This is a genomic window from Amycolatopsis sp. NPDC005003, assembly GCF_053600695.1.
Genome location: NZ_JBSGAI010000005.1, coordinates 225,533 through 241,918, shown reverse-complemented (window position 1 = coordinate 241,918; position 16,386 = coordinate 225,533). Strand labels below are relative to the sequence as shown.

The 16,386-nt window shown below is 71.7% G+C and carries 21 protein-coding genes; 12 read left to right on the top strand and 9 right to left on the bottom strand.

Going from position 1 to position 16,386, the window contains the following annotated elements:
* Nucleotides 1–60: 60 nt before the first annotated feature.
* On the bottom strand, nt 61–855 hold the full coding sequence (locus ACWED2_RS08505; protein WP_449689793.1) for a carbon-nitrogen hydrolase family protein: 795 nt from the start codon (nt 853–855) through the stop codon (nt 61–63).
* A gap of 84 nt (nt 856–939) precedes the next feature.
* Here ACWED2_RS08505 and hisD point away from each other — a divergent pair, with 84 nt between their 5' ends.
* From hisD to ACWED2_RS08485, 4 genes are read left to right on the top strand one after another with little or no spacing between them, the layout of a single operon-like run.
* Nucleotides 940–2,265: a histidinol dehydrogenase gene (hisD, locus tag ACWED2_RS08500; protein ID WP_449689792.1), complete on the top strand. Its 1,326-nt coding sequence runs from the start codon at nt 940–942 to the stop codon at nt 2,263–2,265.
* Nucleotides 2,262–3,362 carry a histidinol-phosphate transaminase gene (locus tag ACWED2_RS08495; protein ID WP_449689791.1) on the top strand — a complete coding sequence of 367 codons (1,101 nt, stop codon included), beginning with the start codon at nt 2,262–2,264 and terminating at the stop codon, nt 3,360–3,362. The genes hisD and ACWED2_RS08495 overlap by 4 nt, the downstream gene beginning before the upstream one ends.
* Nucleotides 3,359–3,958, top strand: coding sequence for an imidazoleglycerol-phosphate dehydratase HisB (hisB, locus tag ACWED2_RS08490; RefSeq protein ID WP_449689790.1), 600 nt, complete (start codon nt 3,359–3,361; stop codon nt 3,956–3,958). Before ACWED2_RS08495 ends, hisB begins: the two co-directional genes overlap by 4 nt.
* Nucleotides 3,955–4,113, top strand: coding sequence for a hypothetical protein (locus tag ACWED2_RS08485; RefSeq protein WP_449689789.1), 159 nt, complete (start codon nt 3,955–3,957; stop codon nt 4,111–4,113). Before hisB ends, ACWED2_RS08485 begins: the two co-directional genes overlap by 4 nt.
* A 48-nt stretch (nt 4,114–4,161) precedes the next feature.
* On the opposite strand, the gene ACWED2_RS08480 is transcribed toward ACWED2_RS08485, so the two are convergent.
* Nucleotides 4,162–6,336 carry an MMPL family transporter gene (locus ACWED2_RS08480; protein ID WP_449689788.1) on the bottom strand — a complete coding sequence of 725 codons (2,175 nt, stop codon included), beginning with the start codon at nt 6,334–6,336 and terminating at the stop codon, nt 4,162–4,164.
* 206 nt (nt 6,337–6,542) lie between these two features.
* On the opposite strand from ACWED2_RS08480, the gene ACWED2_RS08475 reads away from it, so the two are divergent.
* Nucleotides 6,543–7,136 (top strand): TetR/AcrR family transcriptional regulator, encoded by a 594-nt coding sequence (locus tag ACWED2_RS08475; RefSeq protein ID WP_449689787.1) that lies wholly within the window; start codon nt 6,543–6,545, stop codon nt 7,134–7,136.
* A gap of 281 nt (nt 7,137–7,417) precedes the next feature.
* Here the strand turns inward: ACWED2_RS08475 and ACWED2_RS08470 are convergent, their stop codons facing one another.
* Nucleotides 7,418–7,951 (bottom strand): RNA 2'-phosphotransferase, encoded by a 534-nt coding sequence (locus ACWED2_RS08470; RefSeq protein WP_449689786.1) that lies wholly within the window; start codon nt 7,949–7,951, stop codon nt 7,418–7,420.
* Nucleotides 7,952–7,985: 34 nt separating this feature from the next.
* A complete protein-coding gene (gene soxR / locus ACWED2_RS08465; RefSeq protein WP_449689785.1) occupies nt 7,986–8,447 on the bottom strand; it encodes a redox-sensitive transcriptional activator SoxR in 462 nt (153 codons plus the stop codon).
* Between the two features lie 52 nt (nt 8,448–8,499).
* Between soxR and ACWED2_RS08460 the strand changes: the two genes are divergently transcribed.
* The 3 genes from ACWED2_RS08460 to ACWED2_RS08450 are packed head-to-tail and all read left to right on the top strand — an operon-like array spanning nt 8,500 to nt 10,544.
* Nucleotides 8,500–9,192, top strand: a complete 693-nt coding sequence (locus ACWED2_RS08460) for a thiamine pyrophosphate-dependent enzyme (protein WP_449689784.1) — start codon at nt 8,500–8,502, stop codon at nt 9,190–9,192.
* 20 nt (nt 9,193–9,212) lie between these two features.
* On the top strand, nt 9,213–10,097 hold the full coding sequence (locus ACWED2_RS08455) for a transketolase family protein (protein WP_449689783.1): 885 nt from the start codon (nt 9,213–9,215) through the stop codon (nt 10,095–10,097).
* A gap of 21 nt (nt 10,098–10,118) precedes the next feature.
* Nucleotides 10,119–10,544: an NUDIX hydrolase gene (locus ACWED2_RS08450; RefSeq protein ID WP_449689782.1), complete on the top strand. Its 426-nt coding sequence runs from the start codon at nt 10,119–10,121 to the stop codon at nt 10,542–10,544.
* Here ACWED2_RS08450 and ACWED2_RS08445 read toward each other — a convergent pair.
* Genes ACWED2_RS08445 through ACWED2_RS08435 form a run of 3 tightly spaced genes read right to left on the bottom strand, consistent with a single transcriptional unit; the run spans nt 10,530 to nt 12,507 of the window.
* Nucleotides 10,530–11,072, bottom strand: coding sequence for an NIPSNAP family protein (locus ACWED2_RS08445; RefSeq protein WP_449689781.1), 543 nt, complete (start codon nt 11,070–11,072; stop codon nt 10,530–10,532). The two genes, ACWED2_RS08450 and ACWED2_RS08445, sit on opposite strands and share 15 nt — an antisense overlap.
* 37 nt (nt 11,073–11,109) lie before the next feature.
* On the bottom strand, nt 11,110–12,282 hold the full coding sequence (locus ACWED2_RS08440) for an acyl-CoA dehydrogenase family protein (protein WP_449689780.1): 1,173 nt from the start codon (nt 12,280–12,282) through the stop codon (nt 11,110–11,112).
* 48 nt (nt 12,283–12,330) lie between these two features.
* Complete coding sequence (locus tag ACWED2_RS08435) at nt 12,331–12,507, bottom strand: hypothetical protein (protein WP_449689779.1); 177 nt, start codon at nt 12,505–12,507, stop codon at nt 12,331–12,333.
* A 183-nt stretch (nt 12,508–12,690) separates the two neighbouring features.
* On the opposite strand from ACWED2_RS08435, the gene hisH reads away from it, so the two are divergent.
* The 4 genes from hisH to ACWED2_RS08415 all read left to right on the top strand — a co-directional run bounded on the left by hisH (nt 12,691) and on the right by ACWED2_RS08415 (nt 15,344).
* Complete coding sequence (gene hisH, locus ACWED2_RS08430) at nt 12,691–13,308, top strand: imidazole glycerol phosphate synthase subunit HisH (protein ID WP_449689871.1); 618 nt, start codon at nt 12,691–12,693, stop codon at nt 13,306–13,308.
* A 36-nt stretch (nt 13,309–13,344) separates the two neighbouring features.
* Nucleotides 13,345–14,082 (top strand): bifunctional 1-(5-phosphoribosyl)-5-((5-phosphoribosylamino)methylideneamino)imidazole-4-carboxamide isomerase/phosphoribosylanthranilate isomerase PriA, encoded by a 738-nt coding sequence (gene priA, locus ACWED2_RS08425; protein WP_449689778.1) that lies wholly within the window; start codon nt 13,345–13,347, stop codon nt 14,080–14,082.
* A gap of 148 nt (nt 14,083–14,230) precedes the next feature.
* The gene (locus ACWED2_RS08420; protein WP_449689777.1) at nt 14,231–14,818 is read left to right on the top strand and encodes a TetR/AcrR family transcriptional regulator; all 588 of its coding nucleotides are present in this window, start codon (nt 14,231–14,233) and stop codon (nt 14,816–14,818) included.
* A gap of 49 nt (nt 14,819–14,867) precedes the next feature.
* On the top strand, nt 14,868–15,344 hold the full coding sequence (locus tag ACWED2_RS08415) for a GNAT family N-acetyltransferase (RefSeq protein WP_449689776.1): 477 nt from the start codon (nt 14,868–14,870) through the stop codon (nt 15,342–15,344).
* Here the strand turns inward: ACWED2_RS08415 and ACWED2_RS08410 are convergent.
* Nucleotides 15,328–15,714, bottom strand: coding sequence for a PPOX class F420-dependent oxidoreductase (locus ACWED2_RS08410; RefSeq protein WP_449689775.1), 387 nt, complete (start codon nt 15,712–15,714; stop codon nt 15,328–15,330). The two genes, ACWED2_RS08415 and ACWED2_RS08410, sit on opposite strands and share 17 nt — an antisense overlap.
* Nucleotides 15,711–16,277 carry a putative glycolipid-binding domain-containing protein gene (locus ACWED2_RS08405; RefSeq protein WP_449689774.1) on the bottom strand — a complete coding sequence of 189 codons (567 nt, stop codon included), beginning with the start codon at nt 16,275–16,277 and terminating at the stop codon, nt 15,711–15,713. Before ACWED2_RS08405 ends, ACWED2_RS08410 begins: the two co-directional genes overlap by 4 nt.
* Between the last annotated feature and the right edge of the window lie 109 nt (nt 16,278–16,386).

Genomic DNA, 16,386 nt, shown 5'->3' with positions numbered 1-16,386 from the left:
CCCCAAACGCCCCAATGGGGCATTGGGTGCGTCAGATGCACCCAATGCCACATTGGGGCGCTAGAGCCGGCGGTTCGCCAACGCGCCGGTGGCTGCGCGAGCCTGGGCGGAGACTGCCGGGTCCACGTCCACGAGCAGGGTCTCCGGGGCAGCGCCCGCGGCGGCGGCCACCCGGCCGAAGCCGTCCGCGGCCAGCGAGTACCCGATCCCCGTCGGTGCCTTCGGGTTGACCGTGACGCCCGTCGCCGCGGGGTCGGCCTGGCCGCAGGCCAGCACCCAGCAGCCCGAATCCAGGGCCCGGGCCCGCACCAGCACCTCCCACTGCTCGCGCTTGCCCTCGCCCGCGCCCCACGACGCCGGCAGCAGCACGACGTCGGCGCCGTCGTCGGCCAGCGCGCGGAACAGCTCCGGGAAGCGCACGTCGTAGCAGGTCGCGACGCCGTAGACGACGCCGTCCAGCTCGAACGTGGCCGGCGCCGAGCCGGGTGCCACCGTGTCGGACTCGGCGAACCCGAACGCGTCGTAGAGGTGGATCTTGTCGTAGCCGCGGTGGTGGCCGCCGCCGGTGATCAGGAGCGTGTTGCGGACCCGCCCGTCGCCCGCCGGGGTGAACATCCCGGCGACGACGACCACGTCGTGCTCGGCGGCCACCGAAGCCACGGCCGACGCCCACGGGCCTTCCAGGGGCTCCGCGACCGGCTCGAGCGGCCGTCCGAACCGCGCCATGGTCGCTTCGGGGAACACGACGATCCGCGCGCCGTCCGCCGCCGCGGCCTCCACTCCGGAGCGAACGAGCTTCAGGTTCGCCTCCGGATCGTCACCCGAGTTGACCTGGCACAACGCGATTCGCGCCACCGCTGCCTCCTGCATGCTGGGATCGGCCGTCACCGGGGAGTATCGCCGAAAACCCCTTCGGCGTGACCTCGTACCCTGGTGGGCATGTTGAACCGCACCGACCTGCGCGGGCAGGTCCCGACAGCCGCCGAACTGCGCGCCACGCTCCCACGCGCCGAATACGACGTGGACGCGGCGCTGCATCACGTGCGCCCGGTGGTCGAGGCGGTCCGCGACCGCGGTGTCGAAGCCGTCCTCGAGTACACCGAGAAGTTCGACAAGGTCCGCCCGGACGCCGTGCGCGTGCCGCGGGCCGAGCTGACGCGGGCTCTGGAGCAGCTCGACCCGGCTGTGCGCGCGGCTCTGGAGGAGTCGATCACCCGGGCCCGGAAGGTGCACGCCGAGCAGCGCCGCACCGACGTCACGACCACGGTGGTCGAGGGCGGCACGGTCACCGAGAAGTGGGTGCCGGTCGAGCGCGTCGGGCTGTACGCACCGGGCGGGCTGGCCGTGTACCCCTCGACCGTGGTGATGAACGTCGTCCCGGCGCAGATCGCCGGCGTCGGCTCGCTGGTCGTCTGCTCGCCGCCGCAGGCCGCGTTCGGCGGGCTGCCGCACCCGACCATCCTCGCCGCGGCCGAGCTCCTCGGTGTCGACGAGGTGTGGGCGGCCGGCGGCGCGCAGGCCGTCGCGCTGCTGGCGTACGGCGGCACGGACACCGACGGCGCCGAGCTGGCCCCGGTCGACATCGTCACCGGCCCGGGCAACATCTACCTCACCGCGGCCAAGCGGCTCCTGCGCGGCCTGATCGGCATCGACGCCGAGGCCGGGCCCACCGAGATCGCCATCCTCGCCGACGAGACGGCCGACCCGGCGCACGTCGCCGCCGACCTGATCAGCCAGGCCGAGCACGACCCCCTCGCCGCGAGCGTCCTGGTGACGACGTCGGCCGAGCTGGCCGACGCCGTCGACAAGGAACTGATCGGCCGCGTCGCCGCGACGAAGCACAGTTCGCGGGTCGCCGAGGCGCTGGGCGGCAAGCAGTCCGGCATCATCCTGGTGTCCACAGTGGACGACGGGCTGCGCGTCGTCGACGCCTACGCCGCCGAGCACCTGGAGATCCAGACGGCGGACGCGCGTTCGGTCGCGGCCCGGGTCCGCAACGCGGGCGCGATCTTCGTCGGCGCGTACGCCCCGGTGTCGCTCGGCGACTACTGCGCCGGATCCAACCACGTGCTGCCCACCGGCGGGTTCGCCCGCCACTCCTCGGGCCTGTCCGTGCAGAGCTTCCTCAAGGGCATCCACGTCGTGGACTACACCGAGGACGCGCTGCGCGAGGTCGCCGGCCGCGTCGTCGCGCTGGCCGACGCCGAGGACCTGCCCGCGCACGGCGAGGCCGTCGCCGCGCGCTTCGGAGGTGCCGTCCGATGACGATCGGCGAAGAGGTCACCCTGGACCAGCTGCCACTGCGCGAAGACCTGCGCGGCAAGTCGCCCTACGGGGCGCCGCAGCTGGACGTCCCGGTCCGGCTCAACACGAACGAGAACCCGTACCCGCCGCCCCCGGAGCTGGTCGCGGACGTCGCCGAAGCGGTCCGGCTCGAGGCGGCCGAGCTGCACCGCTACCCGGACCGCGACGCCGTGGCGCTGCGGCAGGACCTGGCCGACTACCTGAGCGTGTCGACGCGGGTGGTGCTGTCGGAGGCGAACGTCTGGGCGGCGAACGGGTCCAACGAGGTGCTGCAGCAGATCCTGCAGGCGTTCGGCGGGCCCGGGCGCAGCGCGCTGGGCTTCGAGCCGTCGTACTCGATGCACCCGATCATCGCGTCCGGCACCCGCACCGAGTGGGTCCCGGCGCCGCGCCGCGACGACTTCACGCTCGACACGGCCGCGGCGGCCGCGGTCATCTCGGAACGGCGTCCGGACATCGTGTTCGTCACCAGCCCGAACAACCCGACCGGCGGCTCGATCCCGCTCGACGAGCTGCGCGTCCTGCTCGACGCGGCCACCGGCATGGTGGTCGTCGACGAGGCGTACGCGGAGTTTTCGTCGCAGCCGAGCGCGGTCTCGCTGCTCGCGGACCACCCGTCTTCGTTGATCGTCTCGCGCACGATGAGCAAGGCGTTCGCGTTCGCGGGCGGCCGGCTGGGCTACCTGGCGGCGGCCCCGGCGGTGGTCGACGCGCTGCAGCTGGTGCGCCTGCCGTACCACCTCTCCCGCCTGACGCAGGCGGCGGCGCGAGCGGCGCTGCGGCACGCGGACGCCACTTTGGACAGCGTGCACAAGCTGGCCGCGGAGCGCGACCGCGTCGTGGAAGCGTTGGCGGGCCTGGGGTACGACCCGGTGCCGAGCGACTCGAACTTCGTCCTCTTCGGACGGTTTTCGGACCCGCACGCGGCCTGGCAGTCCTATTTGGATCGCGGGGTGCTGATCCGCGACCCGGGCATCCCGGGTCACCTGCGCGTGAGCATCGGCACCCCGGAAGAGAACGACGCCTTCCTCGAGGCGAGTAAGGAAGTCTCGCGATGACCCGCATCGGCAAGGTCGAACGGACCACCAAGGAGTCCTCGATCGCCGTGCAGCTGGACCTCGACGGGACGGGCGAGGTCGAGATTTCGACCGGCGTCCCGTTCTACGACCACATGCTGACGGCGTTCGGCGTCCACGGCTCGCTCGACCTCAAGGTCGAGGCCACCGGCGACGTCCACATCGACGCCCACCACACGGTGGAGGACACGGCGATCGTGCTGGGCCAGGCGCTCCGCCAGGCGCTGGGCGACAAGAGCGGCATCCGCCGCTTCGGCGACGCCTGGATCCCGATGGACGAGACCCTGGCCCACGCGGCGATCGACGTCTCGGGCCGGCCGTACTGCGTGCACGTGGGCGAGCCGGAGCAGTTCACCACGTTCACGATCGGTAACAACTACCCGTTCGTCCTGACCCGGCACGTGTTCGACTCGCTGGCGTTCCACGCGCAGATCGCCTTGCACGTGCGGGTGATCCACGGCCGCGACCCGCACCACATCGCGGAGGCGGAGTACAAGGCGGTGGCCCGGGCCCTGCGCGCGGCGACGGAACCGGACCCGCGCGCGGGCGGCATCCCCTCGACGAAGGGCGTCCTGTGAACAGCGGAGTCGTCGGTGTGCTGTTGCTCGCCCTCGGGGGTTTCCTGGTGGGCGGGGTCTGGTCGACCTGGAAGACGGCGAAGTTCATGGCTGTGGTCCTGGGCATCGCAGCGGTGCTCGCCATCGGCGGCGCGATCTTCTGGTTCTCGAGCTGAGACACGGAAAAGGCCCCCTCGCGCGCGAGGGGGCCTTTTCCGTGTTCGCTAGCGGCTCGCGCCGACCAGCTCGCGCTCTTCGGGCTCGTCCAGGTGCTTCGTGAGCTTCTCGCCCTCGACGTCCACGTCCGGCAGGATCCGGTCCAGCCACTTCGGCAGCCACCAGGCGCTGCGCCCCAGCAGGGACATAACCGCCGGCACCAGGGTCATGCGGACCACGAACGCGTCCACCAGCACGCCGAACGCCAGCGCGAAGCCGATCGACTGGATCAGCGACGATTCCGCGAGGATGAACCCGGCGAACACGCTGATCATGATCAGCGCCGCCGCGACGACCACCCGGGCGCCGTGGCGGAAGCCCGTCACCATCGCTTCCTGCGGCTCCGCGCCGTGGACGTGCTCCTCGCGCATCCGGGTCACCAGGAACACCTGGTAGTCCATCGCCAGCCCGAACAGCACGCCGATCAGCAGGATCGGCAGCATGCTCATGATCGGGCCCGTCGACTCGACGCCCAGCAGGTCCGTGAGCCAGCCCCACTGGAACACCGCGACCACCGCGCCGAACGTCGCCGCGACCGAGCCGAGGAAGCCGATCGTCGCCTTCAGCGGCACCACCACCGAGCGGAACACCAGCATCAGCAGCACGAACGCCAGCCCGACGATCAGCGCCAGGTACGGCAGCATCGCGTCCGACAGCTTCTCGGAGACGTCGATGTTCGCCGCTGTCTGGCCGGTGACCGCCAGCTTGGCGTCCAGCGCGCCGGACTCGGCGCGGATCGCGGCCACCAGGTCTTCGGTCTGCGTGCTGCTCGGGCCGCTCTTCGGGATCACCGTGAGCAACGCCGTGTCGCCGGCCTGGTTGAGGCGCGGCGGGGTGACGGCGGCGACGTCCGGCAGCTTCTGGATGTCGGCCGCGGCCTGGCCGAGCGCGGCCTGGCGGTTGGCGCTCGCGGAGACGTCGACGACGACCAGCAGCGGCCCGTTCGAGCCTTCGCCGAAGCTGCGGCTGGCGATCTCGTACGCCTTGCGCTGGGTCGACTCCGGCGCGGCGGTGCTGTCGTTGGGCAGGCCGAGCTGCATGCTCAGCGCGGGCAGCGCGACGACGGCCATCCCGGCCAGCGCGACCAGCAGCACCGGGATCCGGTGGCGGTCGACGAACCGCGCCCAGCGCTCGCCGTGCGTCGTTTCGACCGGCTTGCGGCGCAGCCGGATGCGGCCGCCGGCCACCCGGGCCCCGGCGAAGCCGAGGATCGCGGGCAGCAGCGTCAGCGCGATGAGCACGGCGACCGCGACGGTGACCGCGGCGGCGACGCCCATCTGGCCGAGGAACGGGATGCCGATCACGGTGAGGCCGGCCAGCGCGATGATGACGGTGAGCCCGGCGAACACCACGGCCGAGCCGGCGGTGCCCGCGGCGCGTCCGGCGGCTTCTTCGGGATCGCGGCCGATGCTCAGCTCGTGCCGGTAGCGCGACACGATGAACAGCGCGTAGTCGATGCCGACGGCCAGGCCGATCATCAGCGCCAGGACCGGCGTGTTCGAGTTCAGCTCGAGGAACCCGGAGGCGAGGAAGATGCCCGCCATCCCGGTGCCGACGCCGATCAGCGCGGTGAGCAGCGGGATCCCGGCCGCGAGCAGCGAGCCGAACGTGATGACCAGCACGACGGCGGCGACCGCGACGCCCAGGCCCTCGGTGGCACCGGTCGCGGGCGTGCCCTGCACGGCGTCGCCGCCGAACTCGACGGTGAACCCGGCCGCGCGGCCGGCGTTCGCGGTGTCCAGCAGCGCCTGACGGTCTCCGTCGGTCAGTTCGTACGCTTTCGCTCCGTAACTGACCTGGGCGAGTGCGACGCGCTGATCGGGTGAGATGGACCGCGCCTGGAACGGGTCCACCACCGCGGCGACCTTCGGCGCCGCCTTCAGCTGCCCGACGAGCGCTTCGACGGCCGCCTTGCCCTTCGCGTCGGTCACCGTGGTCCCGGCCGGGGCCTCGATGACCACCCGCGCGGTCGCGCCACCGGCGTTGGCCTGCGGGAACTTCTCGGTGAGCTGGTCGACGGCCCGCTGCGACTCGGTGCCGGGGATCGTCACCGAGTTCGAGAGCTGGCTCGAGAGCGTCAGCGCGCCCAGGCCCAGTGCCACGAGGACCGCCGCCCAGACGGCCGCGACCAGCGCTCTGCGCCGGAAGGAGAACCGGCCGAGCCGGTACAGGAAGGTCGCCAAGAGTCAGCTCCTTTTCGCCCGAACGAGGTCGGTTCACGCCAAAGTGTGGTTCTCACGCTAGCCGATCGGCTAGGGGGACTCCAAGCCGATCGGCAAGTATGTGACTTGCCGAACAGCAAGGGGTGTTCCCAGCCGTTCGGCTAGTAAGGCGGTTTGCCGATCGACAGGGCGTGACGTACGCTCCGACGGCTCGATGAGGAGGAAGAATGACCGCCGGCCCGGCCGAGGACACCCGGACCCGACTGCTCCAGACCGCCCTGCGCCTGTTCACCGAACACGGGGTCGAGGGCACGTCGTTGCAGATGATCGCCGACGCGCTGGGCATCACCAAGGCGGCCGTGTACTACCACTTCAAGACGAAGGCGGAGATCACCGAGGCGGTCGCCGAGCCGGGCGTCCGCGACCTGGACGACCTCGTGCGGCGAGCGGCGGCGCTGAAGCGCCGGGGTGCGCAGGTGGACCTGCTGCTGGAGGGTTTCGTCGAGCTGGTGATCCGCCACCGCACGCTGGTGGCGCTGTTTTCGAGCGACCCGGGCATCGCCCGCGCGATCGAGAAGTCCGCCCACGGCGGCACGCAGGGCTTCGGCCAGGCGCTCCTCGGCATCCTGTCGGGCCCGGACCCGGACACGACGACCCGCGTGAACGCGTTGGTGGCCCTGACGGGCATCGCCATGGCGGGCGGCTCCCCGGACCTGGCCGGCCTGGGTGACGAAGAGCTGCGCGCGGAGCTCCTGGACGTGGGCCGCCGCCTCCTCGGCCGCCCCCGCCGCCGAACCCTCACCCCCGTGTCGCCCCTCTGATCACGCGAGATGCCCCTCCAGTCACGCGAGATGCCCGCCTGATCACGCGAGATGCCCGCCTGATCACACGAGTTCCGCCCCCAATCACGCGAGTCCCGGGTTCTGTCACGGGAGTTCCGGCTTCGATCACGCGAGTCCCGCGGGTTCTGTCACGCGAGTTCCGGCTCCGATCACGCGAGATCGGGTTCCGTCACGCGACCCGACCCTCCGGGTACGCGGGCCGACCCTCCGGGTACGCGGGCCGACCCTCCGGGTACGCGACCCGACTCACCGGGTGCAAGTCAGCCGGTCTGCGACAGGTACTCCGGTGGTACCGCCGACGTCAGCCAAACTCCGTTCGCGCTCACCTGGAACGCGTGGCCCGCCACCGCCATCGCCGCGGCGTCGACCCGGAGGACCACCGGCTTGCCGCGGCGGGCGCCGACGATCGTCGCCGTCTCGACCGTGGCCGACAGGTGGACCGCGTGGCGGTTCATCGGGCGCAGGCCTTCGCGGAAGATCGCGTCGAGGTACTTCGCCACCGTGCCGTGGTAGAGCACGTCCGGCGGCGGCGCGTCCGGCAAACCCAGGTCGACCGCCACGCTGTGGCCCTGGCTCGCCCGGATGCGCGTGCCCGTTTCGTCGAAGGCGAAGCGGCGCTTGTTGTTCTTCTCGACCACTTCGTCGAGCTCCTCGCGGGTGATCGAGAGCGCGCGCACGAGCTGGTCGACCGGGACCCAGCCGTCGGACGAGAGAGTCAGGCCGAGGGCGGCGGGGTCGTGGCGCAGGTGCCGCGCCAGCCGCTTCGAGATGCGGATCAGTTGCTTTTCGTTCATTGCCCACCCAGCATCCTCCCCGCGCGCAAGCGGTTTAGACGCCGCCTTCGACCGCGGGACGCAGCTTGCTCGCGCCCGGCCCGAAGCGGGCCAGCTCGTCGTCGTTGTTGTACAACGCGCAGCTGCGCAGGGACAGGCAACCGCAGCCGACGCAGCCGGTGAGCCGGTCGCGAAGCCGCTGGAGGGCGTCGATGCGCGCGTCGAGCTCGTGCTGCCAGTCGCGGGACAGGCGTGCCCAGTCCGCCTTCGTCGGGGCGTGGTCCACCGGCAGCGTCGCCAGCGCCGCGCTGATGTCCTCCAGGGAGAGCCCGACCCGTTGCGCGGCGCGGATGAACGCGATCCGGCGCAGCACCGAACGCGCGTAGCGGCGCTGGTTGCCCGCCGAGCGCTCCGAACTGATCAGCCCCTTCTCCTCGTAGAACCGCAGTGCCGTGTGCGGAACCCCGCTGCGTTCCGCCACCTGTCCGATGCTGAGATGTTCAGCGAGCCTGGTCACCAGGTCAGGCTATCCTTGACTTCGAGTTTAGTCGAGGTTGCATCGTCGGGTCATGACCACTGCGACGGAGCCGGGCCACGCCGACCTGCCCCGGCTGATTTCCCTGATGACCGGCGACGAAAAGCACCGCGCCGCGGCCGAGTCCACTTTGGACGTCCTGTGGGTGCTCTACGACCGCGTGCTCGACGTCACGCCCGCGAACTTCCGCGAGCCGGGCCGCGACCGCTTCCTGCTGTCCAAAGGGCACGGGCCGATGGCGTACTACGCCGTCCTCACCGCGAAAGGCTTCATCGACGAAGCGGAGCTCGAGACGTGGTCCGACACGGTGTCGCGCCTCGGCCACCACCCGGACCGGCGACGCCTGCCCGGCGCCGAGATTTCCAGCGGCTCCCTCGGCCACGGCCTGCCGATCGCGTTCGGCACCGCGCTGGGCCTGCGCGCCCGTGGCCTGACGAGCGCGAAGGTCGTGACGCTCGTCGGTGACGCCGAGCTCGACGAAGGTTCGAACCACGAGGCGATCGTCGTCGCGGCGCGCGAGCGCCTCGAAAACCTGACCACGGTGGTGATCGACAACCAGTCGTCGACGCACGGCTGGCCGGGCGGCATCGCCCGCCGCTTCGCCGTCGAAGGCTGGGAGACGCGCACGGTGTCCGGCCGCGACCACGACGCACTCTACGAAGCCTTCACCACCGCCCACCCCGGCCGGCCGCTGGCCGTGGTCGCCGTCGTCGAACCGAAGGGCTGAACATGCCGAACACGCGGTCGATGCGAGAGGAATTCCTCGCCACCACCGAACGGATCATCGACGCCGACCCGGACGTCGCGGTCGTGCTGGCCGACATCTCGGCGGCGCAGCTCGCCGGCGCCGCGCGGCGGCACCCGGACCGGGTGATCAACGTCGGGATCCGCGAACAGCTGCTGGTCAGCACGGGCGCCGGGCTGGCGCTCGCCGGGCTGCGGCCGATCGTGCACACGTTCCCGTCGTTCCTGGTGGAGCGCGCGTTCGAGCAGATCAAGCTGGACTTCTCGCACCAGGAGGTGGGCGGCGTCCTGGTGTCGTGGGGAGCGTCGTACGACATGCCGACGGCGGGGCGCACGCACCAGTCCCCGGGCGACGTCGCACTGATCGATTCGCTGCCGGGCTGGACGGTCCACGTGCCGGGCCACCCGGCCGAGGCCGAGCGGCTCCTGCTGGAGTCGATCCCCGGCGACGGCCGGGTCTACCTGCGGCTTTCGGCGCAGGAGAACGCTTCCCCGCACCTGGGGGTGGGGTTCACGCGGCTGCGGCAGGGATCGCGCGGCGTGGTGGTGGCGGTGGGCCCGGTGCTGGACCGCGTCCTGCGCGCGACGGCGGGCTTGGACGTGACCGTGCTCTACGCCTCGACGATCCGGCCGTTCGACGCCGCCGGCCTGCGGTCGGCGGCGCTGTCCGCCACCGCCGACGTGGTCCTCGTGGAGCCCTACCTCGCCGGCACGTCGGCGCATTGCGTGGCGGAGGCGCTTTCCGATGTGCCGCACCGGATGAAGGCGCTCGGGGTGCGGCGGGACGCCGAGGTCCGCACGTACGGCCGGATCGCGGACCACGACCTGGCGCACGGCCTGGACGCCGGCTCGCTGGGCCTGTCGATCAGGGAGTTCCTGGGGGAGTAGGAACCCGCTAGCGTGACCGCCATGCCATCGATCCGGCCCATCGTCCTCGCCGTCCTCCGGCGCGGGGACGCGCTGCTCGTCTTCGAAGCGCACGACGACGTCAAGGGCGAGACCTTCTGCCGCCCGCTCGGAGGCGGGATCGAGTTCGGCGAACACAGTGCCGACGCGCTCAAGCGGGAGTTCCTCGAGGAGCTCGACGCCGAGATCGAGGTCGGCGAGCTGCTCGGGGTGCTCGAGAACGTCTTCACCTGGCAGGACCGGCCCGGGCACGAGATCGCCTTCCTCTACGCCGCCGAGTTCGCCGACGCCGATCGCTACCAGCGCGAGGAGATGAAGATCCTCGACGATCCCGCCACCGCGCGCTGGGTCGGCCTCGCCGAGTTCCGCGAGGGCCGCAAGATCCTCTACCCCGCAGGGCTCGTCGAACTCCTCTCAGCGGATCGGTGACCGCGACGTCGGGACGAGCTCCACGGAACCCGGCGAAGCGACCCGGCTGAACCACACCGCGAACGGGCCGTCCGTGCGCACCGGCAGCTGCGGGAACGTGTTCTCCGACGGCTCCGTCTCGAACGCCGCGAACGCCGACTCCGGCGGGGGTGCGGGAGCGGAAACCGTGACGTGCACGCCCGCGCCCGGTGGTGGTGCGGCGAGGCCGCGGCGGACCGGGCGCAGCAGCAGGACGTTGCCGGAGTCGATCATGGTCGCGTTCGCCGCCTCGCGGTGTTCCTTCCAGACCGGGCCGGTGTAGAACTCCTCCAGCGCGGCCTGGCGCTCGGGCATCGAACGGAAGCCGCGCAGCCACACGAACTCGTCCGGCGACGCCGGCGACCGGAACAGCCCGAACAGGTGTGCGCCCGCCGCCTCCTGCGGCTCGACGAACTCGCGCTCGAACAGCTCGATCAGCTCATCGCGCCGGCCGGGGTGCAAGGTGTAGCGCCGCAGCTCCACCACGGCTTCGAACTCGGAAAACGTCATGCCGGAGAAGCTAGCGGGCACCACCGACAAAAAACGATCAGCGGAACGCCGCGAGCCCCGTGACCGCTTGGCCGAGCGACAGCGCGTGCATCTCCTCGGTGCCTTCGTACGTCAGCACCGTCTCGAGGTTCGCCATGTGCCGCATCACCGGGTACTCCAGCGAAATCCCGTTGGCGCCGAGCATCGACCGCGCCGTCCGGGCCACGTCGAGCGCCGACCGGACGTTCGCCATCTTCCCGAAGCTGACGTGGTTGTGGTGCAGCTCGCCGGCGTCCTTGAGCCGCCCGATCTGCAACGCCACCAGCCCGGCGCGGTTGACCTCGACGACCAGGTCGGCGAGCTTGCGCTGGGTCAGCTGGAACCCTGCCAGGGGCTTCCCGAACTGCGAGCGCGAGAGTGTGTACTCCAACGCGGCTTCGTAGCACGCGCGCGCCGCGCCGACGACGCCGAAGAGGATCCCGTAGCGGGCTTCGTTCAGGCAGGACAGCGGCCCGCGCAGGCCGCGGACCTCGGGGAACGCCGCCGACGACGGCAGCCGGACGCCGTCGAGCACCAGTTCCGCGGTCAGCGACGCCCGCAGCGACAGCTTGTGCTTGACCTCGTTGGCGGTGAAGCCCGGCGTCGACGTCGGGACGACGAAGCCGCGGATGCCGTCGTCGGTCTGCGCCCAGACGACCGCGACGTCGGCGACGGTTCCGTTGGTGATCCACATCTTCGTGCCCGAAAGCACCCAGTCGTCGCCGTCGCGCACCGCGCGCGTCCGCATCGAGCCCGGATCGCTGCCCGCGTCCGGCTCGGTCAGCCCGAAGCAGCCCAGCGCCTCGCCGGTGGCCATCCGCGGCAGCCACTCCTGGCGGTGTTCCTCGCTGCCCCACTTGTGGATCGCGTACATCGCGAGCGACCCCTGCACCGAGACGAAGCTGCGCAGCCCCGAGTCGACGGCCTCGAGTTCGCGGCACGCGATGCCGTACGCGACGGCGCTGGTGCCGGCGCAGCCGTAACCCTCCAGGTGCATGCCGAGCAGGCCGAGCGAGCCGAAGCCCTTCGCCAGCTCCGCGGCCGGGAGCGCGCCCGTTTCGTACCAGTCGGCGACGTGGTCCAGCAGGTGATCCTTCGCGTACGCGCGGACGGCGTCGCGGATGGCGCGGTCCTCCTCGGCGAGCCCGGCGTCGAGGTCGAGGAAGTCGTGCGGATCAGGGGTGCGACTCATGAAGGGCTCCCGGGGACGCGTCGATGCGGCCACCGCAGGAAACCACAGTCAGGCGTCTGTTCTCCGCGTGGCGTTCGTCACGCGAGCGGCAGACGGGCCCGGGACGCACCGCGGCCGGGTCTGCTGACGCGGGATCAGCAGCTCGCTGAACTGCGGAAAGGGCACACTTTCAATGTCGTCGCGCCAGGCGTGCAGCATCTGGGACAGCAGATCGTCCTCGGCCATCTTCGCCTCCCTGGCGTCCGGTCGTGCCGGCTGAGCGCACACGAACGAGTGAGTGATACCCAGAGAGCGGGGACCCTCAAACGGGTATCTTCAAGATTTTTCCGCCGGTCGAGCGCTGTGTAACAGGCCCTATTCGGTCGAAGGTCGCCGAGACCGGCGGCTACGCTGGGTGGCGTGTCTCGTGTGGTGATCCTCGACTACGGTTCCGGCAACCTCCGCTCCGCCGAACGCGCTGTGGCGCGCGCGGGCGCCGATGTCGAGGTCACCGCCGATCCGCATGCCGCCGTCGAAGCCGATGGCCTGGTCGTTCCCGGTGTCGGTGCCTACTCCGCCTGCATGGCGGGGCTGCTGGACGTGCACGGGCACCGGATCATCGGCAAGCGGCTCGCCGGGGGCCGCCCGGTGCTCGGCATCTGCGTCGGCATGCAGATCCTCTTCTCCCGCGGCGTCGAGCACGGCGAGGAGACCGAGGGCACCGGCGAGTGGCCCGGCGTGGTCGACCGGCTGACCGCCGACGTCCTGCCGCACATGGGGTGGAACACCGTGCGCGCGCCCGCGGACTCGCGGCTGTTCGCCGGGCTCGACCCGGAGGAGCGGTTCTACTTCGTGCACTCCTACGCCGCGCGCAAGTGGGAGCTCGACGGCCTGCCCGGGCAGGAACCGAAGGTCACCTGGGCCCACCACGGCGAAGACTTCGTCGCCGCGGTCGAGAACGGGCCGCTGTGGGCCACCCAGTTCCACCCGGAAAAGTCCGGGGACGCCGGGGCCCAGCTGCTGCGCAACTGGCTGGCGACCCTCTGACCGGGTGATCCGGGTCTCCGCCCTAGAGTAAGCCGCGTGACTTTCACGCTCCTTCCCGCCGTTGATGTGGCCGATGGCCAGGCCGTGCGACTCGTCCAGGGCGAGGCCGGCACCGAGACCTCCTATGGCAGCCCGCTGGAGGCCGCCTTGGCGTGGCAGCGCGACGGCGCCGAGTGGATCCACCTGGTCGACCTCGACGCCGCCTTCGGCAAGGGCAGCAACCGCGAACTGCTCGCCGAGGTCGTCGGGCGGCTCGACGTGCAGGTCGAGCTCTCCGGCGGCATCCGCGACGACGCGTCGCTGAAGGCCGCGCTGGACACCGGGGCCCGGCGGGTCAACCTCGGCACCGCCGCGCTCGAGGACCCGGAGTGGACAGCCCGGGTCATCGGCGAGTACGGCGATCGCGTCGCGATCGGCCTCGACGTGCGGATCACCGAGGCCGGCCACCGGCTCTCGGCGCGCGGCTGGACCTCCGACGGCGGCGACCTCTGGGACGTCCTGGAGCGCCTCGACCGCGACGGCGCGTCCCGGTACGTCGTCACCGACGTCAGCAAGGACGGCACCCTGCGCGGCCCGAACCTCGAGCTGCTGCGCGACGTCGTCGCCCGCACCGACGCGCCGGTGATCGCCTCCGGCGGGGTGTCGAGCGTGGCCGACCTCGTCGCGCTGGCGGGCCTGGCGTCCGACGGTGTCGAGGGTTCCATCGTCGGCAAGGCGCTCTACGCCGGCGCGTTCACGCTGCCGGAAGCCCTCGCCGCGGTGGCGAAGGCCTAGCCGAGCAGGGACACCGCGGCAGCAGCCCGGCGGCCGCGTGGCCAGTTACCGGGAAGCGCCGGAGGAGAGCCGGGCGGCGACGCGGGATCGGCGCAGACAACTCCGAATGTAGTACTTTGGTCGGAGTCCTACGTCTGGAGCCCACGTCATGGTGCGACGCAACCCCGAGCGGCGCGCGGCGCTGCTCGACGCCGCGATCGAGGTCCTGGCCGGCGAAGGCGCCCGCGGGCTCACCTTCCGCGCGGTCGACCAGCAGGCCGGGGTGCCGGTCGGCACGGCGTCCAACTACTTCGCCAACCGCGACGAAATCCTCAAGCACGCGGGGGAGCGGGTCTACGAGCGGCTGGTCGACGAGAGCGTCATCGCGGGCGGCCTCGAAGGGCCGCGTGACCGGGCCCGCGTCGTCGAGCTGATGCACGAACTCGTCGACCGCGTCGCCGCGTTCCCGACGGGTTTCCTCGCGTTGCTGGAACTGCGGCTCGAAGCCACGCGCCGGCCGGAGCTGCGGGACGTGCTCACCCGGCGGATCCGCGCGGACGTCGACTTCAACGTCGAGTACCACGAGAAGTCCGGCCTGCCCGGCGACGGCACGATGGTGGTCCTGCTGTGGCTGGCGCTGAACTGGCTGATCATGGAACGGCTGACGTTGCCGGACCTGTTCACCGACGAGCAGCGCCACGACCTCGTGACGGCGCTGGCCGAGCGGCTCCTGGCCGGGCAGCCGGCGTCCGCTTGACCCCGAAAAGCGGCTGACAGCGATCCCCGTGGGTCGTAGGTTGCCGCGGGTGGAGGAGATCGTCACCCAGCTGGAAATGACCGCCGCCGGTCAGCTGAATCCCGCGCCGCTCGTCGAGGGGGTTGCGCTCCGGACCGCCGCGGCGGGGCCGCTGATCCGCGAACTGCACGTCCGGATCGGGACGCCGTACCGCTGGCCGAGCGCCACCCGCGGGGACGCCGAATGGGACCGCTGGCTCGCCGCGCCGCACCGCGAATACCGGCTCATCGAGTACCGCGGCGAAATCGCCGGCGCGGCGGATTTCGAGCCGCAGCCCGGGAACGACGTCGAGATCACCACGTTCGGCCTGGTGCCGGAATTCGTCGGCAAAGGACTCGGCGGGTTCGCGCTGACCCTCGTCGTCGCCGACGCGTGGGCGCTGCCCGGCACGCGGCGGGTCTGGCTGCACACCTCGACCCTCGATCACCCGAACGCGCTGCCGAACTACCTCCGGCGCGGTTTCCGCAGCTTCAGCCGTCCACTTTGACCGCGATGCCGACCGTCCGGTCCGCCGGGCCGCGCAGCTTCGAGAAGAACATCGTGACGCGCCCGACGATGCCGTACTTGCGGGCGATCGCCCGCCGGGCCCGCTCGCTGTCCGCGGCGTCCAGCAGCCGAGCCCGGCCGGAGACCTTCGCGCCGTGCGTCTTCCGCCCACGCACGTCACAGGCCTGGATCTCCACCCGGCCGTCGTTGCGGATGCGCTTCACCTTGCCGGTGTCCCGCACCGACGACATCAGGAGCTCGGTGCCGTCACCGGCCACCCAGATCGGGGTCGGCACGGCGCGCCCGTCGCGCCGGAACGTGGTCAGGACGACGTAGCGCTCGGCGGCGAGGCGGTCGGTCTCGGAGGTCATGCGCCCACCGTAGCCGGGTGGCGGACGGCGATCCCGGGATAGCGGGTGATCAGGCCCGTGTCGTCGTATTCGAGGACGCAGGCGAAGCCGAACGCCGGCGCCGCGTAGCCGTACCGGCCGGGTGACAGGTGCTCGTAGGTCTGCTCCAGCCGGTCGACGCCGAGGTCGGCCGCGCGGACGTAGGCGGCAGGCGCCTCGGCCCGGCCGCCGGCCGGCAGGGCGAGCCGGTGCACCGGGAAGGTGTTCGTCATCGCGGACGCCTCGAGGTCGAGGTCGAGGCAGCCGTCCAGGTGCGGCGCGGGCCGCCCGTCGAGCCGCCAGTGCCCGCGGCCGTCCGCTTCGACCACCAGCTCCCGCTCGCCGAGGCCGCCGATCCGCGCCGAGCGCAGCGTCCACTGTGGACCGACGACGAGGGTGTACCGCACCGCCCACGCGACGCCGTCCTCGACCGCGCTCGTGGCGCCTTCGGCGAGCCAGCCGCCTTGGTGGGGGCGGAATCGCGTCACTTCGAAGCCGGTGCGGGCGTCTTCGTGCCGCCAGGCGGCGCTGCCGGGGAAGGTCATGTCCCACCGTAACCGGCGGGGGCGCCTTCCTGCGGGCCTCGACAGGCTGGGCCGGTTCGCAGGGAGCCTGACCGGTGCTCCCGTCGGGCGGAGTCGCCGGCTCGGGTGG